The sequence below is a fragment of the Enterobacter vonholyi genome (genome assembly GCF_040834095.1).
Lineage (GTDB): Bacteria > Pseudomonadota > Gammaproteobacteria > Enterobacterales > Enterobacteriaceae > Enterobacter > Enterobacter vonholyi.
The window spans coordinates 881,044-907,779 of sequence record NZ_CP162152.1; the positions used below are offsets into that span (position 1 = coordinate 881,044).

Sequence of the window (26,736 nt, forward strand, 5' to 3'; positions counted from 1 at the left end):
TTGAAAAGGCAACCCGCAATTATCTGAAGTTATCTTTCTTTGACCTTAACCATGCAAATCGCTGTTCTGGTTGTTGCAAATTTGTTTCTTGGTTAATTTTATTAATTAAATCAGTATCATCTGTTCTTAAAAATAAATTAATTTGGCGCTCGTTTTTCAGAATTACGGGGAGTGTTTTTTGGTTTTTTGCACGTAACTCCTTCACTTTGTGATAATAATCCTGAATCGCCCGATCCTCAGGCAACAGGCTGACGGCAAACTTCATATTTCCTAATGTATACTCATGAGCGCAACAAATAACGGTGTCATCGGGCAATGCGTTAATCTTCTGTAAAGACTGGTACATTTGCGCTGGCGTACCTTCAAACAATCTTCCGCAGCCTCCGGAGAACAGGGTATCGCCGCAAAAAAGATAAGGCTTACTGTAGAAACACAGATGTCCCAAAGTGTGACCCGGTGTAGCAAATACGGAAAACTCCCACTCACGTATGAGGATATTTTCGCCTTCTTCGACTACATGCGTGATTCCCTTATCTTGTGCTTCTGCCGGTCCGTAAACCACAAGATGCGGAAAATGAGCGTGCAGTTCAGGCACGCCGCCAGTGTGATCGTTATGATGATGCGTCAACAGAATGGCTTCTGGCTGCCAGTCGTTCTCTTTTATTGCGCGCAGAACAGGGGCCGATTCTCCGGGATCGACAATGACGCATCGACGATCGTCGTCAACCAAAACCCAGATGTAATTGTCCTGAAACGCTGGAATACTGATAAGATTCATACATTACCTCTTATAGCGTGGCGGGTGTTTTGATGAAACCGGCAAGGATACCTCAGACTGTCGCAGCACCGGAACGTTGGGCGGAATTGCCCTGGGGTGAATATTATCGCGAAGCGTTAGAACAACAGCTGAAGCCCTGGCTCGCGAAAATGTATGGCTTTCACCTGCTTAAGATTGGCAATCTCAGCGCGGAAATCAATACCGAAAGCTGCGCTATCTCGCATCAGGTCAACGTCTCTCTCGGCGGATCGCCGGTTCAGGTAAAAGCAGATCCGTTGCATCTGCCGTTTGCGGAAAAATCCGTTGATGCGTGTTTACTCGCTCACACGCTGCCCTGGTGCAGCGATCCGCATCGTCTGCTTCGTGAAGCCGATCGCGTGCTTATTGATGACGGCTGGCTGGTACTTAGCGGATTCAATCCGTTAAGCCTGATGGGGCTGCGTAAGCTGGTGCCGGTGCTACGCAGGAATCCACCTTACAACAGCCGGATGTTCACCATGATGCGCCAGCTCGACTGGCTTTCACTGCTGAACTTTGAAGTGCTCTGCTACGGTGGTTTTCAGGTGCTGCCCTGGGCGCGTCAGGGTGGCGTGGTGCTGAGCACCCATCTCCCCGCCCTGGGCTGTTTGCAGTTTATCGTCGCGCGTAAGCGAACCATTCCCCTTACGCTTAACCCCATGAAGCAGAGCAAATCGAAAACGCCAATCCGCCAGACCGTTGGCGCCACGCGGCAATACAAAAAGCCGTGATCAGGATTCGGGCTGATAGCCCGCGTCCTCATGCGCAGGGTTAGCGGCCGCCGCACGCGCCAGCTCGTCACAACGTTCGTTTTCCGGATGGCCGGCGTGCCCTTTAACCCACTCCCATTTAATCTGGTGCTGACCCAGCGCAGCATCAAGACGTTTCCAGAGATCGACGTTCTTGACCGGTTTCTTATCGGCGGTTTTCCAGCCGCGTTTTTTCCAGTTATGGATCCACTGGGTGATCCCCTGACGCACGTACTGACTGTCGGTACTTAACACCACGTCACAATGTTCTTTTAATGCCTCCAGCGCCACGATGGCCGCCATCAACTCCATCCGGTTGTTGGTGGTCAGAAAATAGCCTTCACTAAAGGTTTTTTCGTGCTGGCGATAGCGCATAATCGCGCCGTAGCCGCCGGGCCCTGGGTTACCGAGACAAGATCCATCGGTGAAAATTTCTACCTGTTTACGCATCTCTGGTAGACTTCCTGTATTCGAAACGTTCAGTTAAACGATAAGTCTGACATAAATGACCGCTATGAGCACTGCAATTACTCGCCAGATCGTCCTCGATACCGAAACCACCGGTATGAACCAGATCGGCGCGCACTACGAAGGGCATAAGATCATCGAGATCGGCGCCGTTGAAGTGGTGAACCGTCGTCTTACGGGGAACAACTTCCACGTTTACCTCAAGCCCGATCGGCTGGTGGACCCCGAAGCGTTCGGCGTTCACGGGATTGCCGATGAGTTCTTGCTGGATAAGCCGACGTTTGCGGATGTGGCTGACGAGTTCCTGGAATACATCAAGGGCGCCGAGCTTGTCATCCATAACGCCTCGTTCGATATCGGCTTTATGGACTATGAATTCAGCAAGCTTAATCGTGATATCCCGAAGACGAACACCTTCTGTAAGGTGACGGACAGTCTCGCGCTGGCAAGGAAGATGTTCCCCGGCAAGCGTAACAGCCTGGATGCACTCTGCTCGCGCTACGAGATAGACAATACCAAGCGAACGCTCCACGGGGCGTTGCTCGATGCCCAGATCCTGGCCGATGTCTATCTGACGATGACCGGCGGGCAGACGTCAATGAAGTTCAGTATGGAAAATGAGTCTCAGCAGACGCAGGGCGAAGCGGGCATTCAGCGTGTTGTTCGTCAGGCCAGTCGGCTACGGGTTGTTTTAGCCAGTGACGAAGAGCTGCTTAACCACGAATCCCGTCTTGATCTGGTGCAGAAGAAGGGCGGCAGCTGTCTCTGGCGTGCCTGAAAAAACGCCGGAATGCCTGTAAAATCATCGGTTGGGCGATTTTTGCAGCAAACGATTCAAAACGCGAGAAAAAGCGTTGACGAGATCGGAGGCGCACCGTAATATGCGCCTCGTTCCCCAAACGGGAACAGTGGAGCGGTAGTTCAGTCGGTTAGAATACCTGCCTGTCACGCAGGGGGTCGCGGGTTCGAGTCCCGTCCGTTCCGCCACTATTCAGAAGGCCTGAATCAGAAATGATTCAGGCCTTCGTCGTTTCAGCATTCTGTAATCTCATCCTCTCTCTTATCGTTAACAAAAAGTTAATGTCTATAGTGCAATTAATTAACAATTGCACAGGTGTAGTGCGTTATTTGCACTGTTGTTGTGCGTTTTGCCACCGCGCCTCTCTTCAGACCTCATTCAGAATGTGTCTTTCTGTAAAAATAATTCACGCAGAATCATTTGGTTATCTCCCGCTTGCCAAAAAAAATACCGAACCAATTACGTATTGGTTTGGTTATTGCTTAATCATTAGCATGATAAGCTTCATTCCATATCAATAACTTATCGTTAATAAAAATAAAGCAATGATGAAAGCGAGCGAACCAATATGGAAAAACCGTCACGGTTTCTGGCCAATTCCAGCACCGCGCTTGAGCAGTTGCGCGGGCTAATCAACCAGCATGAGTCAACACCAGGCATACCGCTGCCCACGGAACGTGAGCTGTCGGACACACTCGGCGTAGGACGACGTGAAGTGCGTCGTGCGCTGGATGTGCTGGAAGAAGAGGGGCGCATCTGGCGTAAGCAGGGCAAAGGGACCTTTATTGGCCCGGCGGCACCCGTTGAACCGCTGGCCCTTCAGGGATTGGTTCAGCAGACCAACCTTCTGGAAGTGATGGAAGCTCGTCTACAGCTCGAACCCGGCTTAGCCCGGCTTGCGGCACTGCGTGCCACCAGGGAAAACCTCGCGCTCATGCAGCGCATGCTGGAACGCATCGACAAGGTCAGCCCGGACGACCGCGATCTCAACGAACTCTGGGATAGCGCCTTTCACCGGGCTATTGCCGAGGCTGCGGGCAACCGCCTGATGCTCGGCCTGTTTGATGCCATTGATGCCGTTCGGCGCGAACCGGGCTGGCAGCATCTTCGTGAATTAGCCCGCACGCCCGAACGTGTCGACAGCTATAACGACCACCACCATAAGATCATGTCTGCGATTATCCATCGCCAGCCTAATGAAGCCGCGGCCGCCATGCGCGAACACCTGCTCAGCCTGCAAACCGCCCTGATTCAGGCGATCCACCTTGAGGACGACTTCACGCCATGACGACAATCCCCTTTAAGGACGCCACGCCCGTACTGCAAGTACAAAACCTCAACGTTACGTTCGCGGGCTCGCCGGTTAGCGTGCTTGACGGTATCTCATTGACCGTCAGGGCGGGCGAAACGCTGGCGCTGGTGGGAGAATCCGGCTGTGGGAAAAGTATCACCTCCCTGGCGCTGATGGGGTTACTGCCCGCCAGCGCACGGATCGTCAGCGGGGAGATGCTGTTTCGCCGCCACGATCTGCGCAAGCTCTCGCTGCGGGAATATGCCGACCTGCGCGGCAGCGAGCTGGCGATGGTTTTTCAGGAGCCGATGACCTCGCTCAATCCGGCATTTACGCTGGGGGATCAGCTGAGCGAAGCGGTTATGCGACACCAGAACGTCTCGCGCGCAGAGGCGATGAAGGTCGCGCTGCAGATCCTCGAGAAAGTGCAGATCCCGGCGGCAGAGATGCGCCTCAAGGCTTATCCTCACCAGCTTTCCGGCGGCATGCGCCAGCGGGTGATGATTGCAATGGCGCTGATTAACCACCCCAAACTGCTGATTGCCGACGAACCGACCACTGCGCTCGACGTCACCATCCAGGCGCAAATCCTCGCCTTGCTCAACACCTTAAAAGAAGAAACCGGCACGGCGGTACTGATGATCACCCACGATTTGGGCGTGGTGGCAGAAGTCGCCCAGCAGGTAGCGGTGATGTATGCCGGACAGGTGGTAGAGCAGGGAAGCGTCGAGGCGATATTTGCCGATCCGCAGCACCCTTACACCATCGGCCTGATGGGCTCGATTCCCTCCCTTGGCGCACGCAAGGGCCAGCTCTCCACCATTCCCGGCGCGGTCCCGCTCCCGGAATCCATGCCGCAAGGCTGCCGTTTTGCGACGCGCTGCCCGTTTGCGCAGTCGCGCTGCCATGATGAAAAACCGCAGCTCACCACGCTCGGCGCGGGCCATCGGGTCGCCTGCTTCCGCGTGCCGCTCGAACATCACATTGCCCTGGGAGAGACCGCATGACCACGCCCATACTTGAAGCCCGTGACCTCAGCAAGCTTTTCCCAGGCCCCAAAAAGCTCTTTACTCCGGCGCGGTTTGTCACGGCGGTCGATCGCGTGTCGCTTGCCGTCATGCCGGGCGAAACGCTGGCGATTGTCGGCGAGTCCGGTTCCGGAAAATCCACGCTTGGCCGTCTGCTGCTGCGCCTGCTGGCCGCCAGCGAAGGGCGCGTATTTTATCAGGGGGAAGAGATCACCCACGCCTCGGGCGCGCGCCTCAATCAGCTCCGCCGCGAGCTGCAGATCATCTTTCAGGATCCCTTCGCGTCCCTGAACCCACGCATGACGGTGGAGCAGATCGTCGGTGAGCCGCTGTGGCTGCACCAGAACATGAAGAAAGCGGACCGTCAGTACCGCGTCGCCGAACTGCTTAAGACCGTAGGCTTGCCTGCCGCCTGGGCCGGGCGCTATCCGCACGAGTTTTCCGGCGGGCAACGCCAGCGTATCGGCATTGCGCGCGCGCTGGCCTCGGGACCGAAGCTGCTGCTGGGGGATGAGCCGGTTTCCGCGCTGGACGTCTCCGTCCAGGCGCAGGTGGTTAACCTGCTGGAGAGCCTGAAGAACCAGCTGGGGCTGACGATGGTGATTGTCGCCCACGGTCTGGCGGTGATCCGCCACATGAGCGATCGCGTGGCGGTCATGTATCTCGGGCAAATCGTCGAGCTCGCCACCGTTGACGAGATTTTTGACGCGCCGCTGCACCCCTATACTCAGGCGCTGATCGCCTCGGCGCCGCAGATGCAGCCGGGCGCTGAACGCGACGCGCCGCTGCTGCAGGGGGATCTGCCCAACCCGGCCAGCCCGCCGTCCGGCTGCCGTTTCCACACCCGCTGCCCGTACGTCACCGACGAATGCCGCCAGGTCGAGCCGATCAATCAGGTGCTCGACGGTGGACGTCAGGTTGCCTGCCACCGCTGGCAGGAGATCAACCGCGATCGCAGCGTTATTCAGATCGCACCGCCATCCGCCGCATTTCTGCGCCGCCGCGCGCTGTTTGAACACGCGGTTACCCACTCGTCCCTTCCTTCAAGGAACTCATGATAATGACAATCCGTAATTCTCTTTTGACCGTACTGGGAAGCGTTATGTTGCTTGGCGCGGCGCTGCCCGCCCATTCTGAAAGCGTGCTTCGTATTGGCCTCGGGGCAGACCCGGACATGCTCGACCCGCATCTGGCGCGTACCTACTATGGCCGCTTCGTCTTTGCCTCCCTGTGCGACAGGCTGGTGGACGTGGATGAAAACCTGAAGGTCGTCCCCGGTCTGGCCAAAGACTGGGCGTGGAGTGACGATGGTAAAACCCTGACGCTCAATCTGCGCGAAGGCGTCACCTTCCATGACGGAGAGAAATTCGATGCCGCCGCCGCGAAATACAACCTCGACCGCGCCCTGACCCTCAAAGGCTCCCTGCGTAAAAGCGAGATCTCCTCCGTTGAATCGGTAGAGGTCACCGGCCCGATGCAGATTGCGCTGCACCTGAAAACGCCTGATGCCGCGCTGCTGATGCAGCTCACCGACCGCGCGGGCGCGATGATGGCCCCTGAAGCGGCAAAAAAGCCTGACTTTGCCGCCCATCCGGTCTGCTCCGGCCCGTATAAATTCGACAGCCGCGTGTCCCAGGACCGCATCGTTTTGAGCCGCTTCGATAACTACTGGAACAAAGACGCCTACCACTTCGACAAAATTATCTATCTGCCGATCCCTGATGCCTCCGTGCGTCTGGCGAACCTGCGCGCGGGGGATCTCGACCTGACCGAAGGCATCGCCGCCAGCGACGTGAAAACCGTCGAAGCCGACAGCAAGCTGGCGCTGGCGAAGGTAACTGGCCTGGGCTATCAGGGCATTACCTTCAACATCAACAACGGCCAGGTGCCGGCCAACGACCCGTTCAAAGATGCCCGCGTGCGCGAGGCATTTTCTCAGGCTATCGACCGCGATGCGCTAAACCAGGTGGTCTTTGAAGGGCTGTATACGCCAGCCAACCAGGCGTTTTCACCGGTCAGCCCGTATCACGTGAATCTGCCGGTTCCGCCGCGTGACGTCGACAAGGCCAAAGCCCTGCTCAAAGCGGCAGGCGTCACCGCGCCGCTGACCGTCAACCTGCTGGTGCCGAACAACCCAACCTCTCAGCAGGTGGGGCAGGTGCTGCAGGCGATGGTCGCCGAGGCGGGCTTTAACCTGAACCTGCAGATGACCGAATTCGCCACGCTGCTGGACCGCCAGCAGAGCGGGGATTATCAACTGAGCTTCTCCGGCTGGTCGGGACGCCCGGATCCGGACGGCAGCATCTACGGCTTTATCAACAGCAAAGGCACGCTTAACGACGGTCGCTACAGCAACGCGCAGGTCGATGAGTGGCTGATCCAGGCGCGCCAGAGCACCGACCAGGCCGCGCGCCAGCCGCTGTACGACAAGGTGGTGAAGCAGCTGCAAACGGATATGCCGATTGCCTATCTCTATTTCGAGCCGCGTATCTTTGGCCTGAACAAAAGCGTGCAGGGCTTTAAGCCATACCCGGACGGCATCGTGCGTCTGGCGGGTTTGACGCTGGCGAAATAAACGTCCTGAGGAGAACCCATGCTGGAACTGATTTGCAAACGTCTGCTGCTGGCTATTCCGACGCTACTGCTGGTGAGCATGATGGTATTCGGGCTGCAAAAGCTGCTGCCCGGTGACCCGCTGATCGCCATGGCCGGCGAGGAGCGCGATCCGGCGGTCATCGCCCAGCTGCGTGCGGAGCTGAATCTCGATGCGCCGATCCCCGTGCAGTATTTCCACTGGCTGACGCGGGCGCTGCAGGGCGATCTGGGCGTCTCCTTACGTACGCATGAACCGGTGACGCAGCTGATCGCCAGCAAGCTGCCGGTCACGCTGGAGCTGTCGCTGCTGGCGATGATTATCGCGCTGGTGTTTGGCATCAGCATGGGGATCCTCGCGGCGGTGAACAAAAACAGCTGGGTCGATCACGGGGCGAACTTCGTGGCGATCTCGGGGATCTCGATCCCGCACTTCTGGCTGGGGATCCTGCTGATTCTGGTCTTTTCGGTAAACCTGCAGTGGCTCCCCGCGTCCGGCTATGTGCCGTTCAGTGAAGATCCGCTCCAGAACCTGCGCACGCTGCTGCTCCCCGCATCCGTGCTCGGAACGGGTCTCGCGGCAACGCTGATGCGCCACACCCGCGCCTCGATGATTGCCGTGCTGAAGGCGGACTATATCCGCACCGCGCGGGCGAAAGGGCTACTGCCGAAAGCGGTGATCCTGAAGCACGCCTTTCGCAACGCGCTGGTGCCGGTAATTACCCTCACCACGCTGCTGTTCGGCGAGCTGCTGGGCGGCGCGGTGCTGACCGAGCAGGTTTTCACCATTCCGGGCTTCGGCAAGATGATCGTCGACTCGGTTTTCAACCGTGACTACGCGGTGGTGCAGGGCGTGGTGCTGATCGTGGCGATCGGCTTCCTGCTGCTCAACCTGTTGGCCGACGTACTTTACGTCCTTATCAACCCGAAAATGCGAGGTTAACGATGGCGGAACTGACGACGCAAACCGTAGCCCCCGCGCTGCCGCGCGCGCAGAACCGGGTGCTGAAGAAATTCCTCGCCAATAAAAGCGCGGTGATTGGCGCGCTTGTGGTGGGTTTCTTTGTGCTGGTGGCGCTGCTGGCGCCGTGGATCGCCCCGTTTGACCCGGTTAAAGCCAACTTCCTCGCGGTGCGCAAAGCGCCTTCAGCGATGTACTGGTTCGGCACCGACGAGCTGGGGCGCGACATTCTATCCCGCATTATCTGGGGGGCGCGCACCTCGCTGATGGCGGGCTGTATGTCGGTCGTTATCGCGGTGGTTATCGGCGTGCCGCTGGGGCTGGTGGCGGGCTACTTCCAGAAGATGTGGGACGGCGTGATATCGCGGTTTATCGAGGCGCTGCTGGCGTGTCCGTTCCTGATCATGGCGATCGCGCTGGGAGCGTTTTTGGGCCCGAGCCTGACGAACGCCATGATCGCCATCGGTCTTTCGGCGATGCCGATCTTCGCCCGCCTGACGCGCGGTCAGGTGATCGCTATTCGCAACGAAGAGTATATCGACGGCGCGCGGGCGATTGGCCTGCCGGATCGCTGGATCATCATCAAATACGTCCTGCCCAACGTGATGTCGCCGATCCTGGTGCAGGCCACGCTGGCAATTGCCTCAGCGATTATCGCCGAAGCCAGCCTGTCGTTTTTAGGGCTGGGGCAGCAGCCACCTAATCCGTCCTGGGGCTCAATGCTCAACACCGCGAAAGGGTTTCTTGAGCAGGCGCCGTGGATGTCTGTTTTCCCCGGCGTGGCGATTTTCCTTGCCGTGCAGGGTTTTAATTTACTTGGCGACGGGCTGCGCGATGCGCTCGATCCGCGCCACGACTAAGGAGTCATGATGACCAAAGCGCTTGATTTTACGTCCGGTTACGCTTCACGACGCCCGCCAATGATGGGCCATAATGCTGTTGCCACGTCGCAACCCCTGGCGGCGCAGGCGGGGATGAAGATGCTGCAGCTGGGCGGCAACGCCGTTGATGCGGCCATTGCCACCGCGATGGCGCTGACGGTGGTAGAGCCGACCGGTAACGGGATCGGCAGCGACGCCTTTGCCATCGTCTGGGACGGCGAAAAGCTGCACGGCCTGAACGCGTCCGGTCGTTCGCCTGCGAGCTGGCATGCGGATCTGTTTGCCGGTAAAACCGCGGTGCCGGAAATCGGCTGGGACGCGGTGACCGTGCCGGGGGCGGTATCCGGCTGGGTCGCGCTGGCGGAACGCTTCGGCACGCTGCCGCTGACCACGCTGGCGCAGCCCGCCATTGACTACGCGCGCAACGGTTTCCCGGTCTCCCCGCTGATTGGGCATCTCTGGCAGCGCGGCTATAGCAAGCTGAAAGATCAGCCGGGTTTTAGCGCCTGTTTCGCGCCGGAAGGCCGCGCCCCGCGCGTGGGGGAAATCTTTCGTAACCCGGCGCAGGCGAACTCGCTGGAACTGATCGCCCGTACCAACGGCGAAGCTTTTTATCGCGGTGAGCTGGCCCAGAAAATTGCTTCCTTCGCCAAAGAGCATGGCGCGCACCTGACGGCCGAGGATCTGGCGAGCCATCGCGTGGACTGGGTAGAGCTGCTGTCGCGCGACTTCGCGGGCGGTTCGGTGCAGGAGCTGCCGCCAAACGGCCAGGGGATCGCCACGCTGATTGCGCTCGGCATTCTGGAGCAGTGCGGCATTGAGAAGCATCACCCGGATTCCGTGCAGTCTCTGCATCTCTCCATTGAGGCGATGAAGCTGGCGCTGGCGGATCTCGACCGCTACGTGGCGGATGAAGACCATATGGCGTTCGCGGCGAAAGAGCTGCTGAGCGACCATTATCTGAAGTCGCGCGCGGCGCTTATCAATCACGAGCACGCCTCTGATTTTGTCTACGGTTCCCCGACCCAGAGCGGCACGGTCTACATCAGCACCGCCGACGCCAGCGGGATGATGGTGTCGTTTATTCAGTCCAACTACATGGGCTTCGGTTCAGGCATTGTGGTGCCGGATACCGGGATCAGCCTGCAAAACCGGGGATGCGGGTTTGTGCTGGATCCCAATCACCCGAACGTGCTGGCGGGCAGCAAGCGCCCGTTCCACACCATCATTCCGGGCTTTGCGATGGACGGCAACGGCCAGCCGCTGATGTCCTTCGGCGTGATGGGCGGTCCGATGCAGGCGCAGGGGCACATGCAGATGGCGCTGCGCATTATGCTGCACGGGCAAAACCCGCAGGCGGCAATCGACGCCCCGCGCTGGCGCGTGGTGCAGGGCAGGGAGGTGATCGTTGAATCGACGTTCGATCGCAACACGATTTCCGCCCTGCGCGAGCGCGGACATCAGATTGTGGTGGAAGATCCGCTTCATGATTACAACTTCGGTGGCGCGCAGGTAATTTACCGCCTGCCGGAGGGACACTACGTGGCCGCGACGGAAAGCCGCAAGGACGGGCAGGCGCTGGTGAGTTAATATTTTATCCTCCCTCTCCCTTTGGGAGAGGGGCGGGGTGAGGGGATAATTTCACTCAATGCTAAACGGATCCGCATCCTGCCACGCCGGGAACTTCTCCCGATACTCCTTCAGCGCCGTCAACGACAGTTCGGCATCAATGCGCGTTGCCTGGTGCGGCTCGGCGGTGGCGATGATCTCGCCCTGCGGGTTCACCACCCGGCTGTCGCCGCGATAGTGATGCCCGTTGCCGTCCGTCCCCACGCGGTTGCAGCCCACCACGTACGCCTGGTTCTCAATCGCGCGCGCCACCAGCAGCGACTGCCAGTGCAGGGAGCGCGGTGCAGGCCAGTTGGCAACATACAGCGCCAGGTCGTAATCGTTGCGGTTACGCGACCACACCGGGAAACGCAGGTCGTAGCAGACCAGCGGCAAAATACGCCAGCCGCGCCATTCAAACACCACGCGCTCGTTACCGGCTTCATAGTGATGATGCTCATCCGCCATGCGGAACAGGTGGCGTTTATCGTAGAAATGCACTTTCCCTTCCGGCTCCACCAGCAGGAAGCGGTTCACCGGCCCGCGTTCGGTCTGCAGAGCGGCGCTTCCGGCAATCAGCGCGTTGGTCTGCTGCGCTTTGGCATGCATCCAGGCGACCACCTCATCCTGAGGCATTGACTGTTTTGCCGCTTCCATGGCGAAGCCGGTGGTGAACATTTCCGGCAGGACAATCACATCACGCCCGGTAATGCCTTCCAGTTGACGATCAAAGTGGCGCAGGTTGGCGGGGCCATCCATCCACACTAAAGGTTGCTGCAAAATAGAAATCTTCAGACCAGGCACAATTCAGACTCCTCACACGACCACTTTTTGACACTGTAGCACGACATAACGAGAAAATGTGGCAATAAAAAACCCCGCGCGAGGCGGGGTTTGTATAAGCGAAACGCGTTATGCCGCTTCAGGTTTGCGGTGCTTCTCCGGCAGCTTTACCGGCTGCGTCGCCAGCTCGTCCGGTTCGAAATCATCCACGTTAATGCTGCGCAGACGGCTCTCTTCGGCTTTCACCAGCAGAGCGGCTTCATCTTTATTGATAATACCGCCTGCGAGCGCCTGTTTTGCCAGTTCGTCCAGACGGGTAAACGGCAGGTTTTTGCCCAGCTGTTTACAGATCTTCTGATGAATCGGGTCGGCAGCCATCACGTCCAGCAGCGCCTCTTCCAGCAGACCCACCGGGTTATGCTGCGTCGGTGCCAGATACTGACCGCGACCGATGCGGGAGCGGGTTGCGCTCGGAACCTGCAGGATCTTCGCCACCTTGTGGTCCAGCTTGTCGGACGGCGCCAGATGGTGACGACCGGTCGGGAAGATCACCGCGCGCAGGGCACCCGCCACGAAGCGGTTCGGGAAGTTTGCCAGCAGATCGTCAATCGCCTGTTCAGCCTGATACATCGCATCCTGAACGCCCCAGTGTACCAGCGGCAGATCCGCTTCCTGACGGCCTTCATCGTCGTAGCGTTTCAGGACCGCAGAGGCCAGGAAGATCTGGCTCAACACATCGCCCAGACGGGCAGAGATACGCTCGCGACGCTTCAGGCTGCCGCCCAGCACCGCCATGGAGACGTCAGACAGCAGGGCCAGGTTGGCGCTCAGACGGTTCAGATGCTGGTAATAACGTTTGGTTGCATCGCCGGTCGGCGTGGCGCTGGTAAGGCCGCGCGTCAGGCCCAGCCAGAAGCTACGTACCTTGTTGCTGCCCACGTGACCGATATGTTTGAACAGCAGCTTATCGAAGGCATCCACGTCGTTGTTCTGCGCGGCGGCCATCTCTTCCAGCACGTACGGATGGCAGCGAATTGCGCCCTGACCGAAGATCATCATGCTGCGGGTCAGGATGTTTGCCCCTTCCACGGTGATGGCAATCGGTGCGCCCTGATAGCCGCGCGCCAGGAAGTTGCCTTCGCCGAGCATAATGCCTTTACCGCCCGCGATATCCATCGCGTCAATAATTGACTGCTGCGCGCGGTGGGTACAGTGGTACTTCACAATGGCCGACAGTACGGCTGGTTTTTCGCCCAGCATAATGCCGTAGGTAATCAGCGTGGCTGCGGCGTCCATCACGTAGGCATTGCCCGCGATACGCGCCAGCGGCTCTTCGATACCTTCCATCTTGCCGATGGAAATTTTGAACTGACGACGGATGTGCGCGTAGGCACCAATCCCCATCGCCACAGACTTCAGACCGCCGGTTGAGTTCGACGGCAGGGTAATGCCGCGACCCACAGACAGACATTCCACCAGCATACGCCAGCCCTGACCGGCCATTTTCGGACCACCGATGATATAGTCAATCGGAACAAAGATATCCTGGCCGCGTGTCGGACCGTTCTGGAACGGTACGTTCAGCGGGAAGTGACGACGACCAATTTCAACGCCTGGGGTAGAGGTTGGGATCAGCGCACAGGTAATGCCCAGATCTTCTTCGCCGCCCAGCAGTCTTTCCGGATCAGAGAGCTTAAAGGCCAGACCCAGCACGGTGGCGATAGGCGCCAGGGTGATATAACGTTTGTTCCAGGTCAGGCGCATACCCAGTACCTGCTCGCCCTGCCACTCGCCCATGCAGACCACGCCGGTATCCGGGATTGCGCCCGCATCGGAGCCCGCTTCCGGACTGGTCAGCGCGAAGCAAGGGATTTCCTGACCGCGTGCCAGACGCGGCAGGTAGTGATCTTTCTGCTCTTCAGTACCGTAATGCTGCAGCAGTTCGCCCGGGCCTAAGGAGTTAGGCACGCCAACGGTAATCGCCAGGATCCCGGAGACGCCCGCCAGCTTTTGCAGGACGCGGGCCTGAGCGTAGGCGGAGAACTCCAGGCCGCCGTACTCTTTCTTGATGATCATCGCGAAGAAGCGATGCTCTTTCAGGTACGCCCACAGTTCCGGCGGCAGGTCGGCCATTTCATGGGTGATGGCAAAGTCGTTTGCCATGCGGCACGCTTCTTCAACCGGGCCGTCAATAAAGGCCTGTTCTTCAGCGGTGAGGCGCGGCTGCGGATAGTTATGCAGCTTTTTCCAGTCCGGGTTGCCCTGGAACAGATCGCCTTCCCACCAGGTGGTGCCTGCGTCAATCGCTTCTTTCTCGGTACGCGACATTGGCGGCATCACTTTGCGAAAGCCCTTGAACACCGGCGCAGATATCATTGATTTACGCATCGGGGCAAAGTTAAACGGCAGAAGAATGATGGCAAGAGGGACTAAAAGCCAGATATTCCAGAGACCTGCGGCGCCAAGCGCAGCCGTCCAGGCCAGAAGAATCAGGCTGCTCAGGAATAAACTCACGCGGTGATAGAACAACACACCGAGCAGAACAACGGTTGCGAGAATGCTCAAAATCATCATAAAGAAAAGCTCCCTTGCTTGTAGGAGGTCTGACCACTTGTGATGATATGGTTGTAGTTGATGTGAATTCCTTTAGCAATGTGTTTACAAAATAATTACAACCTGGTTCACATTGTTCGTGTTTTAGCCGGCACAAAAAATCAAAACGCCGGACGATTCGCATGGCTTTAGCTTCTCGCTTTTCCCGCTATCCGGTACACTCCACTGTGTTATTTCATCAATACTGAAGGATTATCCTCATGTACCAGGATCTTATTCGTAACGAACTGAACGAAGCGGCGGAAACGCTGGCTAACTTTCTGAAAGATGATGCCAATATTCACGCTATTCAGCGCGCAGCGGTCCTGCTGGCCGACAGCTTCAAAGCGGGTGGCAAAGTGCTCTCCTGCGGTAACGGCGGCTCTCACTGTGACGCGATGCACTTCGCAGAAGAGCTGACCGGACGCTATCGCGAAAACCGTCCTGGCTACCCGGCGATTGCGATTTCCGACGTGAGCCATATCTCCTGCGTGGGCAACGACTTCGGTTACGATCACATCTTCTCCCGCTATGTTGAAGCGGTAGGCCGTGAAGGCGACGTGCTGCTGGGGATTTCGACCTCCGGTAACTCCGGCAACGTGATCAAAGCGATCGCCGCCGCGCGTGAAAAAGGGATGAAAGTCATCACCCTGACAGGTAAAGATGGCGGTAAGATGGACGGTACGGCGGATGTCGAAATTCGCGTTCCGCACTTCGGTTATGCTGACCGCATTCAGGAAATTCACATCAAAGTGATCCACATCCTGATCCAGCTGATCGAAAAAGAGATGGCTAAGTAAGACTTCGCTGGGGGCATTCTTGCCCCCGCTGTTGTGGAGGTGATGTATGTGCGAACTGCTCGGGATGAGCGCGAATGTGCCAACCGATATCTGCTTTAGTTTCACCGGGCTGGTGCAGCGCGGTGGAGGAACCGGGCCGCATAAAGACGGCTGGGGCATCACCTTCTACGAAGGAAAAGGGTGTCGCACGTTCAAAGATCCACAGCCCAGCTTTAATTCACCGATTGCCAAACTGGTACAGGACTACCCGATCAAGTCCCGCTCGGTGATCGCCCACATCCGCCAGGCTAACCGCGGCGAAGTGGCGCTGGAAAATACCCATCCGTTTACCCGCGAGCTGTGGGGCCGTAACTGGACCTATGCGCATAATGGGCAACTTACGGGCTATAAATCGCTGGAGACGGGCAATTTTCGCCCTGTTGGCGAAACGGACAGCGAAAAAGCCTTCTGCTGGCTGCTGCACAAGCTGACGGAGCGCTATCCCCGCACGCCCGGCAACATGACTGCCGTGTTCAAATATATCGCGACGCTGGCAACTGAACTGCGTGAAAAAGGCGTGTTCAACATGCTGCTCTCTGACGGCCGCTATGTGATGGCGTTCTGCTCGACGAATCTGTTCTGGATCACCCGCCGTGCGCCGTTTGGCGTTGCGACGCTTCTCGATCAGGATGTGGAGATAGATTTTCAGAAGGAGACCACACCGAACGATGTGGTCACTGTTATCGCAACGCAGCCGCTGACGGGCAACGAAACCTGGCAAAAGATTATGCCAGGCGAGTGGGTGCTATTTTGTCTCGGGGACCGTGTAATTTGACGCCAGCTGTGGATGGACGACTTCGTGGCTCAGCGGTTTGCTGACCACGTAACGGCCATCTACGATAGAGACCACCGGCGGCTTGTGGGTCTGCTCAAAGTAGTCGTACCCTGGCTTCAGCTGTTTCCAGAAATCCGCGTAGTAAGAATATTTGTGACGCGCCATGTTGGCGTCCGTCATGCGGAACGGATAGATGCTGACCTGTACGTTAGGCTGCCCAAAGACCAGCGCGCCCGTCACGAACTGGAAAATCTCATCAATGCCGGAGTCGGTCATCGCATAACAGCCGATAGACACGCAGGCACCGTGGATCATCAGATATTTACCTTCATAACCGTGTGCACGGTCATAGGCATTCGGGAAGCCGATGTTAATGGCTTTATAGAAGCGGCTGTCAGGCTTGAGCTGGCTGCGCTGAACGTTGTAGAACCCTTCCGGACTTTTGAAATCGCCCTGACGCTGTTTTGGCCCCAGTCCGCCGGAGTAGTTACAAATTTTGTAACTATCAAGCAGCTGATATGTCTCGCCCATCTTCACAAACAGATCGAGAGTGCGCTCTTCCTTGAAGATCTGAATATAAACCGGCGATCCCATTAACTGCTGTTTATATTCCTTGCTGACCGGCGTCGTTGAGCTATTACTGCTGAGCAGTCCGGCAAACGACATGCACGGAATCAGAAGCATCGCAATGAACAATGCGATTTTACGCATACTACTAGTTCCTTGATAAAACCATGACCAACTTGCCAGGACGGCAAAAGAGACCCGAAATCAGATTATTCTGTTAGGAGCGCTCACATTAGCACCGCTATAGATTTTCGCAAGAGCCGGGCGGTGAGTTTACAAATTAGTTTTACTTAATAAACCATCAAAATTGCGATGGCTCCAGAAACTTTGCGCATTAGCTCGCAATTTGGCACGCGCAATGGCGGATACCCTGCCCGCGGAAAGGGGAAAATGTTACACTTTGCGCCCACTGGATTGTTGTTCATGGAAACCTGCTAACCACATGTTTAAAATAAAAAAAGGACTTGATCTGCCGATTGCAGGCGTGCCCGCGCAGCACGTTTCGACAGGCGCAAGCGTCCGTCATGTCGCCATTTTGGGCGACGACTATCTGGGAATGCGCCCTTCAATGCTTGTACAGGAGGGCGATCGCGTGATCAAAGGACAGGCGCTCTTCGAGGACAAAAAAAATCCCGGCGTGATGTTCACGGCCCCCACGAGCGGCACCGTTGTGGCCATCAACCGTGGCGAACGGCGCGTTCTGCAGTCGGTGGTTATCCGCATTGAAGGCGATGAAAAGCGTGAGTTTGCCCATTATGACGCCGCAGAACTCGCTGCGCTGAACCGTGACGCCGTTCAGGCTCAGCTTCTGGCGTCCGGTTTATGGACCGCGCTTCGTACGCGTCCCTTCAGCAAATCCCCTGTTCCGGGCACGGAACCGGCCGCGATTTTCGTCACGGCAATCGACACCAACCCGCTCAGCGTGGATCCGCAGCCGGTTATTCTGGCGCAGCGCAAAGCCTTTGATGCCGGACTGACCGTTTTAACCCGCCTGACTTCGGGGAAAGTCCACGTTTGCCAGGCCGGCGGCGGCAAGCTTGGTGGGCATTCGCAAGGGCAGGTCACGTTTAATGAGTTTGCTGGCCCGCATCCGGCGGGGCTGGTCGGGACGCACATCCATTTCCTTGAGCCAGTAAGCCTGACGAAACAGGTCTGGCACCTTAATTATCAGGACGTCATCGCCATCGGTAAGCTTTTCACCACTGGTGAACTCTGCGCTGAACGGATAATCGCCATCGGTGGACCGCAGGCTGCAAACCCGCGCCTGGTGAAGACGCTGCTGGGGGCAGACATCAATGAACTGCTGGTGGGGGAAATGAAAGAGGGTGAAAACCGCCTGATTTCCGGTTCGGTCCTCAGTGGCCGCCATGCTGTCAATGCGCACGCGTATCTGGGACGTTTCCATCTGCAGGTCAGCATTGTGCAGGAAGGGCGCGAAAAAGAGCTGTTCGGCTGGGTGCTGCCCGGTGCGGAAAAATACTCCGTCACCCGGACTACGCTGGGCCACTTCTTGCGTAATAAGCTGTTTAGCTTCTCGACCAGCACGCACGGCGGCGATCGCGCCATGGTCCCGATTGGCAACTACGAGCGCGTCATGCCGCTGGATATTCTGCCTACCATGCTGCTGCGCGATCTGCTCGCTGGGGATACCGATAGCGCGCAGGCGCTGGGCTGTCTGGAACTGGACGAAGAAGATCTGGCGCTCTGTACCTATGTCTGTCCGGGCAAAAACGAATATGGACCGGTATTGCGCGAGGTGTTAACCCGCATTGAGCAGGAAGGATAACCGATGGGCTTAAAACACCTCTTTGAAAAAATTGAGCCGCACTTTACCGAAGGGAAGCTCAAAAAGTACTACCCGTTGTATGAAGCCACGACGACTATTTTCTACACGCCGGGGCTGGTGACGAAAGGGGCGGCGCACGTTCGCGATGCCATCGACCTTAAGCGCATGATGATCCTGGTATGGTTTGCGGTCTTCCCGCCGATGTTCTGGGGCATGTACAACGTTGGCTTGCAGACCATTCCGGCGCTGCACCACATGTACGATGCCCAGCAGCTGGCGCAGGTGATCCAGTCTGACTGGCACTACCGCCTGGCGCAGTCGCTAGGGGTAAGCTTTGCTGCAGACGCGGGCTGGCTGAGCATGATGACGCTGGGCGCGGTGTTCTTCATGCCGATTTACATCACGGTATTTATCGTGGGTGGCTTCTGGGAAGTGCTGTTCGCCATCATCCGTAAACATGAGATCAACGAAGGTTTCTTCGTGACCTCGATTCTGTTTGCCCTGATTGTCCCGCCAACCTTACCGCTCTGGCAGGCGGCGCTGGGCATCAGTTTCGGCGTGGTCATTGCTAAAGAAATTTTCGGCGGCACCGGGCGGAACTTCCTCAACCCGGCGCTGGCGGGACGTGCGTTCCTCTTCTTTGCCTATCCGGCGCAAATCTCAGGCGATCTGGTCTGGACGGCGGCAGACGGCTTTTCCGGCGCGACGCCGCTTTCACAGTGGGCCGCACACGGCGGCGAAACGCTGGTGAACAACGCGACGGGTCAGCCCGTGACCTGGTTTGATGCCTTTATTGGCAACATTCCGGGCTCCATCGGAGAAGTCTCTACGCTGATAATTTTGCTCGGCGGCGCGATCATTCTTTTTGGCCGCGTGGCCTCCTGGCGAATTGTTGCGGGCGTGATGATCGGCATGGTGCTGACCGCCACCCTGTTCAACGTTATCGGTTCGACCACCAATCCGATGTTCTCCATGCCGTGGTACTGGCATCTGGTGCTGGGTGGCTTCGCGTTCGGCATGATGTTCATGGCAACCGACCCGGTCTCGGCCTCCTTCACTGACAAAGGTAAATGGAGCTATGGCGTGCTCATTGGCGCAATGTGTGTCCTGATCCGCGTGGTCAACCCGGCGTACCCGGAGGGGATGATGCTGGCCATTCTGTTTGCCAACCTGTTTGCGCCGCTATTCGATTACCTGGTGGTGCGGGCCAACATCAAGCGGAGGAAGGCGCGTGGCTGAAGTAAAAAATAACGACAGCATCAGCAAGACGCTGCTGGTGGTGCTGGTGCTCTGCCTGGTCTGCTCCATTGTCGTAGCCGGCTCTGCCGTGGGGTTAAAACCCCTGCAGCAGGAGCAACGTGCGCTGGATAAACAGCGCAACATTCTGGCCGTCGCCGGGCTGATGCAGGAAGGAATGAGCGCAGACGACGTTTCTGCCGTCTTTGCTGAACGTATTTCGGCGCGTCTGGTGGATTTAAAAACGGGTGAACTGCTCGATAAAGACCCGGCAAAATTCAACCAGGCGCTGGCGCTCAAAGATCCGCAGATGAGCCTGACGCTGGAGGCATCCCAAGATCCCGCGGGGATTAAGCGTCGCAGCAACCTTGCCGAAGTTTATCTGGTTCGCGATCCCCAAAAACGCATTCAGGAAGTGGTACTTCCTATTTACGGTAATGGTCTGTGGTCAATGATGTATGCCTTTGTCGCTCTTGATACCGATGGCCGCACGGTCAAAGGCATTACGTATTACGACCAGGGCGAAACCCCGGGGCTGGGTGGTGAAGTTGAGAACCCTAACTGGCGGGCACAGTTTGTCGGCAAGAAAGTGCTCGACGATAACGGCCTGCCTGCGCTGAAGGTGATGAAAGGGGCGGCTCGTCCCGGTGACGACTACGCCGTTGACGGGCTTTCCGGCGCCACGCTCACATCAAAAGGCGTGCAGCACAGTTTTGATTTCTGGATGGGCGAGCTGGGCTTTGGTCCTTTCCTGAAAAACGTACGTGAAGGAGCGCTGAACAATGGCTGATACCGGTGAACTGAAAGAAGTCAAAAAAGTACTCATTGGCCCACTGCTCGCCAATAACCCGATCACGCTGCAGGTGCTGGGCGTCTGTTCAGCCCTGGCGGTGACGACCAAACTGGAAACGGCGGTAGTGATGACGCTGGCGGTTACGCTGGTCACGGCGTTCTCCAGCATGTTTATCTCGATGATCCGCCACCACATCCCCAACAGCGTGAGGATCATCGTCCAGATGGCGATCATCGCCTCGCTGGTGATCGTGGTCGATCAGCTGCTGCGCGCCTTTGCCTATGAAACCTCCAAACAGCTCTCGGTGTTTGTCGGGCTGATTATCACTAACTGTATCGTCATGGGGCGTGCGGAAGCCTACGCCATGAAAATGCCGCCGCTGGCGAGCTTTATGGACGGTATCGGCAACGGCCTCGGCTACGGCGCGATCCTGCTTACGGTTGGGTTTCTGCGCGAGCTGATTGGCAGCGGCAAGCTGTTTGGCATCACGGTGCTGGACACGGTGCAGAACGGCGGCTGGTATCTGCCAAACGGCCTGTTCCTGCTGGCCCCTAGCGCATTTTTCATTATCGGTTTGTTGATCTGGCTGATTCGTACGTTGAGACCAGAACAGCAGGAAAAGGAGTAACCGACGATGGCTCATTACCTGAGTTTGTTTGTGCGGGCGGTGTTTGTTGAAAACATGGCGCTCGCGTTTTTCCTGGGCATGTGTACGTTCCTTGCCGTGTCTAAAAAGGTATCCACGGCATTTGGGCTGGGCGTGGCGGTCACCGTTGTGTTGGGGCTTTCGGTTCCGATTAACAATCTGGTCTACAACTTTGTGCTGCGTGACGGCGCACTGGTGGAGGGGGTTGATCTCAGCTTCCTGAATTTCATCACCTTTATCGGGGTGATCGCGGCGCTGGTGCAAATCCTCGAGATGATCCTCGATAAGTACTTCCCGTCGCTGTACAACGCGCTGGGGATCTTCCTCCCGCTGATCGCGGTGAACTGCGCCATCTTTGGTGGCGTCTCGTTTATGGTTCAGCGTGATTACAACTTCAGTGAATCCGTGGTGTACGGTTTTGGTTCCGGCATCGGCTGGATGCTGGCGATTGTCACCATGGCGGGGATCCGCGAGAAAATGAAATATGCCAACGTGCCTGCGGGTCTGCGTGGCTTAGGGATCACCTTTATCACCACCGGGCTGATGGCGCTGGGCTTTATGTCCTTCTCCGGTGTGCAGCTATAAGGGCTAACAGATGGAAATTATCCTTGGCGTGGTGATGTTCACGCTGATCGTACTGGTGCTGTCAGGGTTAATTCTGGCGGCGCGCGCGAAGCTGGTGAATTCCGGTGACGTGGTGATTGATATTAACGACGAGCCGCAGAATCAGATCCGCACGCCAGCGGGTGACAAACTGCTCAATACGCTCTCGGGCAATGGGATCTTTGTCTCGTCAGCCTGCGGCGGTGGCGGCTCCTGCGGGCAGTGCCGCGTGACGGTAAAAGAGGGCGGTGGCGATATTCTGCCAACCGAGCTGGCGCATATCACAAAGCTTGAAGCGAAAGAGGGCTGCCGTCTGGCCTGCCAGGTCGCGGTGCGCCAGAACATGAAGATTGAGCTGCCGGAAGAGATCTTCGGCGTCAAAAAATGGGAGTGCGAGGTTATCTCTAATGATAACAAAGCCACCTTTATTAAAGAGCTGAAGCTGCGGGTACCGGAAGGGGAAGATGTTCCGTTCCGCGCCGGAGGATACATTCAGATTGAGTGTCCTGAACATACCGTGGCGTATGCGGACTTCGACGTGCCGGATGAGTACCGCGCCGACTGGGACAAATTCAATCTCTTCCGCTTTGTATCGGAGGTAAAAGAGCCGACGCTGCGCGCCTACTCGATGGCTAACTACCCGGAAGAGAAAGGCATCATCATGCTCAACGTGCGTATCGCAACGCCGCCACCGAATGTGCCGGATGCACCGCCGGGCGTGATGTCGTCATACATCTGGTCCCTGAAGCCGGGAGATAAGGTGACGATCTCCGGTCCGTTCGGGGAGTTCTTCGCGAAAGATACCGACGCGGAAATGGTCTTTATCGGCGGCGGTGCCGGTATGGCCCCGATGCGCTCGCACATTTTTGACCAGCTCAAGCGGCTCGGCAGCAAGCGTAAAATCAGCTTCTGGTACGGGGCGCGCTCGCTGCGCGAGATGTTCTACGACGACGAGTTTGAACAGCTGGCGCGTGAAAACCCGAACTTTACCTTCCACGTTGCGCTTTCCGATCCGCAGCCGGAAGATAACTGGACGGGCTATACGGGGTTCATCCACAACGTGCTGTATGAAAACTACCTCAAACAGCACCCGGCACCCGAGGACTGCGAGTTCTATATGTGTGGCCCGCCGATGATGAACGCCGCCGTGATTAAGATGCTGAAAGATCTCGGTGTCGAAGATGAGAGCATCTTGCTCGACGACTTTGGAGGCTGATGATGCTGACGTTTCTGGCAACCTTTGTGATTTTTGTGCTTGTCATCTTCGGCATGTCGTTAGGCTGGATCGTTAAGCGGAAAAGCATTCAGGGCAGCTGCGGCGGTATTTCCTCCATTGGTATGGAGAAGGTCTGCGACTGCCCGGAACCGTGCGATGCTCGAAAGAAAAGGATGGCGCGCGAGCAGCAGCGCATCATTTAATCTTGAAGGTCGGGTAAGGCGAAGCCGTCACCCGACAATTTCCACGCACGCTTCTCAACCCTCATTTGTTTACTGTATACTTATCCAGTAATAAGTGAGGGCATACTATGCGCAAAATAATCCATGTTGATATGGACTGCTTTTTTGCCGCAGTGGAGATGCGAGACAACCCGGCGCTGCGGGATATTCCCATCGCCATTGGCGGCAGCCGCGTTCAGCGTGGCGTCATCAGCACCGCCAACTATCCTGCGCGCAAATTTGGCGTGCGCAGCGCCATGCCGACGGCGATGGCCTTAAAGCTTTGTCCTCATCTCACGCTTCTGCCCGGCCGGTTTGAAGCCTATAAAGAGGCTTCCCTTCACATCCGGGAAATCTTCTCCCGCTATACCTCTCTCATAGAGCCGCTGTCGCTCGACGAAGCCTATCTGGACGTGACCGACAGCGTTCACTGCCACGGCTCCGCCACGCTGATGGCGAAGGAGATCCGCCAGACGATTTTCAACGAGCTGAATCTGACGGCGTCGGCGGGCGTCGCGCCCGTTAAATTCCTTGCCAAAATCGCCTCCGATTTAAATAAGCCCAACGGTCAGTACGTCATCACGCCGGAAGAGGTGCCTGCATTTTTAAAAACGCTGCCGCTCGGCAAAATTCCCGGGGTAGGAAAAGTTTCTGCCGCAAAGCTGGAAAGCATGGGGCTACGGACCTGTGAGGACGTGCAGCAAAGCGATCTCGCCATGCTGCTCAAGCGTTTCGGGAAGTTTGGCCGCGTGCTGTGGGAACGCAGCCAGGGAATTGACGATCGCGATGTGAACAGCGAGCGGCTCCGTAAATCCGTCGGCGTTGAGCGCACCCTCATTGAAGATATACATGACTGGTCTGAATGCGAAATGATCATCACGGAACAGCTTTATCCGGAGCTGGAACGGCGTTTAATCAAGGTGAAGCCGGACCTGCTGATTGCCCGTCAGGGTATCAAATTAAAATTCAACGACTTCCAGCAGACCACGCAGGAACACGTCTGGCCGCGACTGAATAAAGACGATCTTATCGCGACGGCAAAAAAGGCATGGGAAGAGCGCCGGGGCGGGCGAGGGGTAAGGCTGGTGGGATTGCACGTCACGCTGCTGGATCCGCAGCTAGAGCGACAGCTGGTTCTGGGATTGTAAAAAAGCCCGGTGGCGCTACGCTTACCGGGCCTGGATTTTTCACCCTCTTCCACAGGAAGAGGGCTGGGATGAAGATGTTATTTCGCAGGGATCGCTTTCAGCAGTTCAGTCAGCAGCGTCCAGTAGTGACCGACGCTTTCGATATGAACCTGCTCATCCGGCGAGTGTGGACCGGTAATGGTTGGCCCGATGGACACCATATCCATATCCGGATACGGTTTCTTGAACAGACCACATTCCAGACCCGCGTGGATCACCTGAATGTTTGGCGTGCTGTTGAACAGACGCTGGTAAGTTTCACGCACCAGCGCCATCACCGGAGAGCTTGCATCCGGCTGCCAGCCCGGGTAGCTGCCTTTTGCAGAGGTTTTTGCTCCCGCCAGCGTGCCCAGAGATTCCAGCATGCTCACCACGTACTCTTTACCGCTGTCGATAAGGGAGCGGATCAGGCAGATGATTTCCGCGCTGTCGTCGCTCATGGTCACCACGCCCACGTTCAGTGAGGTTTCCACCACGCCTTTCGCCACGTCAGAGTTGCGGATCACGCCGTTTGGCGTCGCGTTCAGCAGCTGAACAAAGGTGTCACGAGACTGCACGGTCAGCGCGGCTTTATCTGTAGAAACAGATTCCAGCACTACGGTCAGGTTCTTCTCTTTCGCCGACAGTTCGTTTTTCAGGATATCCAGGTACACGGTGGAGAGTTTTTTCAGCTCGTCCGCTTTTGCAGCTGGAACCGCTACGGTGGCGAACGCTTCGCGTGGGATCGCGTTACGCAGGGTACCGCCGTTGAAATCCACCAGACGCAGATCCAGCTCGGCCGCATGGCCTGCCAGGAAGCGTGCCAGCAGCTTGTTGGCGTTGCCCAGACCCAGGTGAATATCGCCGCCGGAGTGGCCGCCTTTCAGACCTTTCAGCGTCAGCTTGAAGGTCTGGAAGCCCGCAGGTATCGCTTCGCGAGACAGCGGCAGGGTAGAGATAAAATCAATCCCGCCCGCGCATCCCATGTAGATCTCGCCTTCTTCTTCTGAGTCGGTGTTGATCAGGATATCCGCCTGCAGCCAGTTCGCCTGCAGACCGAAAGCGCCGTCCATGCCCGCTTCTTCGGTCATGGTTAACAGCACTTCCAGTGGACCGTGCTCAACGCGGTCGTCAGCCAGCACCGCCAGCGCAGACGCCATACCGATGCCGTTATCCGCGCCCAGCGTGGTACCGCGTGCTTTCACCCAGTCGCCGTCGATGTACGGTTGAATCGGGTCTTTGGTGAAGTCATGAACGGTGTCGTTGTTCTTCTGTGGCACCATGTCCAGGTGCGCCTGCAGCACAACCGGTTTGCGGTTTTCCATGCCTGCGGTTGCAGGTTTGCGGATCAGAATATTGCCAACCTGGTCGCGTTCAGCATGCAGACCTTTTTCCTTCGCCCAGCCCATAATATGTTCGGCAAGCTGTTCTTCATGGTAGGAAGGGTGTGGAATGGAGCAGATTTTGGCAAAAATATCCCACAGCGGCTGCGGAGATAGTTGAGACAGTTCAGACACGATAAGTCTCCTTGTCGAGGCGCTGCAAACAGGGTTGCAGGTCACAGGGTTAGCAGGTTAATAGTTACCACAAGTCAGGCTTGCGAGATGAAACTGAGAATACCACTTTCTCTGCTGGCTGGTAGCATAAAGCATGTAAAAACTCAGGCAGAGGGCGCTAAACACTGGTTTTTAGTGCGTCAGATCTCTATAATCTCGCGCAACCTATTTCCCCCTCGAACACTTTTTAAGCCGTATAAAAACAGGCTGGGACACTTCACATGAGCGAAAAATACGTCGTCACCTGGGACATGTTGCAGATTCACGCACGCAAACTGGCTGCGCGTCTGATGCCTTCCGAACAGTGGAAAGGCATTATTGCCGTCAGCCGTGGCGGTCTGGTACCGGGGGCGCTGCTGGCACGTGAGCTGGGTATTCGTCATGTCGATACCGTTTGCATCTCCAGCTATGACCATGACAACCAGCGCGAGCTGACCGTGCTGAAACGTGCGGAAGGTGACGGTGAAGGCTTCATCGTTATTGATGACCTGGTGGATACCGGCGGTACTGCGGTCGCTATCCGCGAAATGTATCCTAAAGCGCACTTCGTCACTATCTTCGCTAAACCGGCTGGCCGCCCGCTGGTTGACGATTACGTGATTGATATCCCGCAGGATACCTGGATTGAACAGCCATGGGATATGGGCGTGGTCTTTGTACCGCCTATTTCAGGCCGTTAATACCAGTACGTAACTTTACACGCCCGGCTATGTCGGGCGTTGTTCTTTTTGGCCTGCCACGCGTTACAATAGTCTTCATATGACGTATTCATGGAGGCAACGCA

The 26,736-nt window shown here is 57.0% G+C and carries 26 protein-coding genes and 1 tRNA gene; 21 read left to right on the top strand and 6 right to left on the bottom strand.

The window, feature by feature from the left end:
• Nucleotides 1-19: 19 nt before the first annotated feature.
• The gene (gene gloB / locus AB3N39_RS04115; protein ID WP_115874288.1) at nt 20-778 is read right to left on the bottom strand and encodes a hydroxyacylglutathione hydrolase; all 759 of its coding nucleotides are present in this window, start codon (nt 776-778) and stop codon (nt 20-22) included.
• A 32-nt stretch (nt 779-810) separates the two neighbouring features.
• Here gloB and AB3N39_RS04120 point away from each other — a divergent pair, with 32 nt between their 5' ends.
• Entirely contained in the window at nt 811-1,527 is a 717-nt protein-coding gene (locus AB3N39_RS04120) for a class I SAM-dependent methyltransferase (protein ID WP_115874289.1), read from the top strand.
• Here AB3N39_RS04120 and rnhA read toward each other — a convergent pair whose 3' ends face one another.
• Nucleotides 1,528-2,028, bottom strand: a complete 501-nt coding sequence (rnhA, locus tag AB3N39_RS04125) for a ribonuclease HI (RefSeq protein WP_223540539.1) — start codon at nt 2,026-2,028, stop codon at nt 1,528-1,530.
• A 31-nt stretch (nt 2,029-2,059) separates the two neighbouring features.
• Here rnhA and dnaQ point away from each other — a divergent pair, with 31 nt between their 5' ends.
• From dnaQ to AB3N39_RS04170, 9 genes are all read left to right on the top strand, one after another.
• Nucleotides 2,060-2,791, top strand: a complete 732-nt coding sequence (gene dnaQ / locus AB3N39_RS04130) for a DNA polymerase III subunit epsilon (protein ID WP_048029949.1) — start codon at nt 2,060-2,062, stop codon at nt 2,789-2,791.
• A gap of 132 nt (nt 2,792-2,923) precedes the next feature.
• Nucleotides 2,924-3,000: transfer RNA gene (locus tag AB3N39_RS04135), tRNA-Asp, on the top strand.
• A gap of 380 nt (nt 3,001-3,380) precedes the next feature.
• On the top strand, nt 3,381-4,100 hold the full coding sequence (locus AB3N39_RS04140) for a FadR/GntR family transcriptional regulator (protein ID WP_023334601.1): 720 nt from the start codon (nt 3,381-3,383) through the stop codon (nt 4,098-4,100).
• Entirely contained in the window at nt 4,097-5,110 is a 1,014-nt protein-coding gene (locus AB3N39_RS04145) for an ABC transporter ATP-binding protein (RefSeq protein WP_133293827.1), read from the top strand. The genes AB3N39_RS04140 and AB3N39_RS04145 overlap by 4 nt, the downstream gene beginning before the upstream one ends.
• The gene (locus AB3N39_RS04150; RefSeq protein ID WP_133293828.1) at nt 5,107-6,189 is read left to right on the top strand and encodes an ABC transporter ATP-binding protein; all 1,083 of its coding nucleotides are present in this window, start codon (nt 5,107-5,109) and stop codon (nt 6,187-6,189) included. Before AB3N39_RS04145 ends, AB3N39_RS04150 begins: the two co-directional genes overlap by 4 nt.
• Before the next feature lie 2 nt (nt 6,190-6,191).
• Entirely contained in the window at nt 6,192-7,706 is a 1,515-nt protein-coding gene (locus AB3N39_RS04155) for an ABC transporter substrate-binding protein (protein WP_172621902.1), read from the top strand.
• An 18-nt stretch (nt 7,707-7,724) separates the two neighbouring features.
• Entirely contained in the window at nt 7,725-8,666 is a 942-nt protein-coding gene (locus AB3N39_RS04160; RefSeq protein ID WP_047174664.1) for an ABC transporter permease, read from the top strand.
• 2 nt (nt 8,667-8,668) lie between these two features.
• A complete protein-coding gene (locus AB3N39_RS04165; RefSeq protein WP_028012069.1) occupies nt 8,669-9,544 on the top strand; it encodes an ABC transporter permease in 876 nt (291 codons plus the stop codon).
• 9 nt (nt 9,545-9,553) lie between these two features.
• On the top strand, nt 9,554-11,155 hold the full coding sequence (locus tag AB3N39_RS04170) for a gamma-glutamyltransferase family protein (protein WP_367897306.1): 1,602 nt from the start codon (nt 9,554-9,556) through the stop codon (nt 11,153-11,155).
• Nucleotides 11,156-11,206: 51 nt separating this feature from the next.
• Here AB3N39_RS04170 and AB3N39_RS04175 read toward each other — a convergent pair whose 3' ends face one another.
• Both AB3N39_RS04175 and fadE read right to left on the bottom strand, forming a co-directional pair.
• On the bottom strand, nt 11,207-11,977 hold the full coding sequence (locus AB3N39_RS04175) for an amidohydrolase (protein WP_111965864.1): 771 nt from the start codon (nt 11,975-11,977) through the stop codon (nt 11,207-11,209).
• 108 nt (nt 11,978-12,085) lie between these two features.
• The gene (gene fadE, locus AB3N39_RS04180) at nt 12,086-14,530 is read right to left on the bottom strand and encodes an acyl-CoA dehydrogenase FadE (protein WP_136195224.1); all 2,445 of its coding nucleotides are present in this window, start codon (nt 14,528-14,530) and stop codon (nt 12,086-12,088) included.
• A 239-nt stretch (nt 14,531-14,769) separates the two neighbouring features.
• Between fadE and lpcA the strand changes: the two genes are divergently transcribed.
• Entirely contained in the window at nt 14,770-15,348 is a 579-nt protein-coding gene (gene lpcA, locus AB3N39_RS04185) for a D-sedoheptulose 7-phosphate isomerase (protein WP_021242877.1), read from the top strand.
• Nucleotides 15,349-15,394: 46 nt separating this feature from the next.
• Nucleotides 15,395-16,162, top strand: coding sequence for a class II glutamine amidotransferase (locus AB3N39_RS04190; protein WP_111965862.1), 768 nt, complete (start codon nt 15,395-15,397; stop codon nt 16,160-16,162).
• Here the strand turns inward: AB3N39_RS04190 and dpaA are convergent.
• Nucleotides 16,133-16,873 (bottom strand): peptidoglycan meso-diaminopimelic acid protein amidase, encoded by a 741-nt coding sequence (dpaA, locus tag AB3N39_RS04195; RefSeq protein ID WP_111965861.1) that lies wholly within the window; start codon nt 16,871-16,873, stop codon nt 16,133-16,135. The genes AB3N39_RS04190 and dpaA overlap by 30 nt on opposite strands.
• 298 nt (nt 16,874-17,171) lie before the next feature.
• Here dpaA and AB3N39_RS04200 point away from each other — a divergent pair, with 298 nt between their 5' ends.
• The 8 genes from AB3N39_RS04200 (at nt 17,172) to dinB (ending at nt 24,378) form a co-directional block, all read left to right on the top strand.
• Entirely contained in the window at nt 17,172-18,515 is a 1,344-nt protein-coding gene (locus tag AB3N39_RS04200) for a Na(+)-translocating NADH-quinone reductase subunit A (protein WP_133293830.1), read from the top strand.
• A 3-nt stretch (nt 18,516-18,518) separates the two neighbouring features.
• Nucleotides 18,519-19,754 carry an NADH:ubiquinone reductase (Na(+)-transporting) subunit B gene (locus tag AB3N39_RS04205; RefSeq protein ID WP_133293831.1) on the top strand — a complete coding sequence of 412 codons (1,236 nt, stop codon included), beginning with the start codon at nt 18,519-18,521 and terminating at the stop codon, nt 19,752-19,754.
• The gene (locus AB3N39_RS04210) at nt 19,747-20,541 is read left to right on the top strand and encodes a Na(+)-translocating NADH-quinone reductase subunit C (RefSeq protein WP_111965859.1); all 795 of its coding nucleotides are present in this window, start codon (nt 19,747-19,749) and stop codon (nt 20,539-20,541) included. The genes AB3N39_RS04205 and AB3N39_RS04210 overlap by 8 nt, the downstream gene beginning before the upstream one ends.
• A complete protein-coding gene (locus AB3N39_RS04215) occupies nt 20,534-21,172 on the top strand; it encodes an NADH:ubiquinone reductase (Na(+)-transporting) subunit D (protein ID WP_045330387.1) in 639 nt (212 codons plus the stop codon). The genes AB3N39_RS04210 and AB3N39_RS04215 overlap by 8 nt, the downstream gene beginning before the upstream one ends.
• 6 nt (nt 21,173-21,178) lie before the next feature.
• A complete protein-coding gene (gene nqrE, locus AB3N39_RS04220) occupies nt 21,179-21,775 on the top strand; it encodes an NADH:ubiquinone reductase (Na(+)-transporting) subunit E (protein WP_023334613.1) in 597 nt (198 codons plus the stop codon).
• 10 nt (nt 21,776-21,785) lie between these two features.
• Nucleotides 21,786-23,009, top strand: a complete 1,224-nt coding sequence (gene nqrF, locus AB3N39_RS04225) for an NADH:ubiquinone reductase (Na(+)-transporting) subunit F (RefSeq protein WP_133293832.1) — start codon at nt 21,786-21,788, stop codon at nt 23,007-23,009.
• Nucleotides 23,009-23,212: a (Na+)-NQR maturation NqrM gene (gene nqrM / locus AB3N39_RS04230; RefSeq protein ID WP_136195227.1), complete on the top strand. Its 204-nt coding sequence runs from the start codon at nt 23,009-23,011 to the stop codon at nt 23,210-23,212. Before nqrF ends, nqrM begins: the two co-directional genes overlap by 1 nt.
• Nucleotides 23,213-23,319: 107 nt before the next feature.
• Complete coding sequence (gene dinB, locus AB3N39_RS04235) at nt 23,320-24,378, top strand: DNA polymerase IV (RefSeq protein ID WP_111965857.1); 1,059 nt, start codon at nt 23,320-23,322, stop codon at nt 24,376-24,378.
• A gap of 77 nt (nt 24,379-24,455) precedes the next feature.
• Here the strand turns inward: dinB and pepD are convergent, their stop codons facing one another.
• Nucleotides 24,456-25,913: a cytosol nonspecific dipeptidase gene (pepD, locus tag AB3N39_RS04240; RefSeq protein WP_136195229.1), complete on the bottom strand. Its 1,458-nt coding sequence runs from the start codon at nt 25,911-25,913 to the stop codon at nt 24,456-24,458.
• A 260-nt stretch (nt 25,914-26,173) separates the two neighbouring features.
• Here pepD and gpt point away from each other — a divergent pair, with 260 nt between their 5' ends.
• Nucleotides 26,174-26,632, top strand: coding sequence for a xanthine phosphoribosyltransferase (gene gpt / locus AB3N39_RS04245; protein WP_010427903.1), 459 nt, complete (start codon nt 26,174-26,176; stop codon nt 26,630-26,632).
• The last annotated feature ends 104 nt before the right edge of the window (nt 26,633-26,736 follow it).

Bases quoted from the DNA above. Each gene is read 5' to 3' on its own strand.
- gloB (WP_115874288.1), bottom strand. From the start codon at position 778: ATGAATCTTATCAGTATTCCAGCGTTTCAGGACAATTACATCTGGGTT.
- AB3N39_RS04120 (WP_115874289.1), top strand. From the start codon at position 811: ATGAAACCGGCAAGGATACCTCAGACTGTCGCAGCACCGGAACGTTGG.
- dnaQ (WP_048029949.1), top strand. From the start codon at position 2,060: ATGAGCACTGCAATTACTCGCCAGATCGTCCTCGATACCGAAACCACC.
- AB3N39_RS04140 (WP_023334601.1), top strand. From the start codon at position 3,381: ATGGAAAAACCGTCACGGTTTCTGGCCAATTCCAGCACCGCGCTTGAG.
- AB3N39_RS04145 (WP_133293827.1), top strand. From the start codon at position 4,097: ATGACGACAATCCCCTTTAAGGACGCCACGCCCGTACTGCAAGTACAA.
- AB3N39_RS04150 (WP_133293828.1), top strand. From the start codon at position 5,107: ATGACCACGCCCATACTTGAAGCCCGTGACCTCAGCAAGCTTTTCCCA.
- AB3N39_RS04155 (WP_172621902.1), top strand. From the start codon at position 6,192: ATGACAATCCGTAATTCTCTTTTGACCGTACTGGGAAGCGTTATGTTG.
- AB3N39_RS04160 (WP_047174664.1), top strand. From the start codon at position 7,725: ATGCTGGAACTGATTTGCAAACGTCTGCTGCTGGCTATTCCGACGCTA.
- AB3N39_RS04165 (WP_028012069.1), top strand. From the start codon at position 8,669: ATGGCGGAACTGACGACGCAAACCGTAGCCCCCGCGCTGCCGCGCGCG.
- AB3N39_RS04170 (WP_367897306.1), top strand. From the start codon at position 9,554: ATGACCAAAGCGCTTGATTTTACGTCCGGTTACGCTTCACGACGCCCG.
- fadE (WP_136195224.1), bottom strand. From the start codon at position 14,530: ATGATGATTTTGAGCATTCTCGCAACCGTTGTTCTGCTCGGTGTGTTG.
- lpcA (WP_021242877.1), top strand. From the start codon at position 14,770: ATGTACCAGGATCTTATTCGTAACGAACTGAACGAAGCGGCGGAAACG.
- AB3N39_RS04190 (WP_111965862.1), top strand. From the start codon at position 15,395: ATGTGCGAACTGCTCGGGATGAGCGCGAATGTGCCAACCGATATCTGC.
- dpaA (WP_111965861.1), bottom strand. From the start codon at position 16,873: ATGCGTAAAATCGCATTGTTCATTGCGATGCTTCTGATTCCGTGCATG.
- AB3N39_RS04200 (WP_133293830.1), top strand. From the start codon at position 17,172: ATGTTTAAAATAAAAAAAGGACTTGATCTGCCGATTGCAGGCGTGCCC.
- AB3N39_RS04205 (WP_133293831.1), top strand. From the start codon at position 18,519: ATGGGCTTAAAACACCTCTTTGAAAAAATTGAGCCGCACTTTACCGAA.
- AB3N39_RS04215 (WP_045330387.1), top strand. From the start codon at position 20,534: ATGGCTGATACCGGTGAACTGAAAGAAGTCAAAAAAGTACTCATTGGC.
- nqrE (WP_023334613.1), top strand. From the start codon at position 21,179: ATGGCTCATTACCTGAGTTTGTTTGTGCGGGCGGTGTTTGTTGAAAAC.
- nqrF (WP_133293832.1), top strand. From the start codon at position 21,786: ATGGAAATTATCCTTGGCGTGGTGATGTTCACGCTGATCGTACTGGTG.
- nqrM (WP_136195227.1), top strand. From the start codon at position 23,009: ATGATGCTGACGTTTCTGGCAACCTTTGTGATTTTTGTGCTTGTCATC.
- dinB (WP_111965857.1), top strand. From the start codon at position 23,320: ATGCGCAAAATAATCCATGTTGATATGGACTGCTTTTTTGCCGCAGTG.
- gpt (WP_010427903.1), top strand. From the start codon at position 26,174: ATGAGCGAAAAATACGTCGTCACCTGGGACATGTTGCAGATTCACGCA.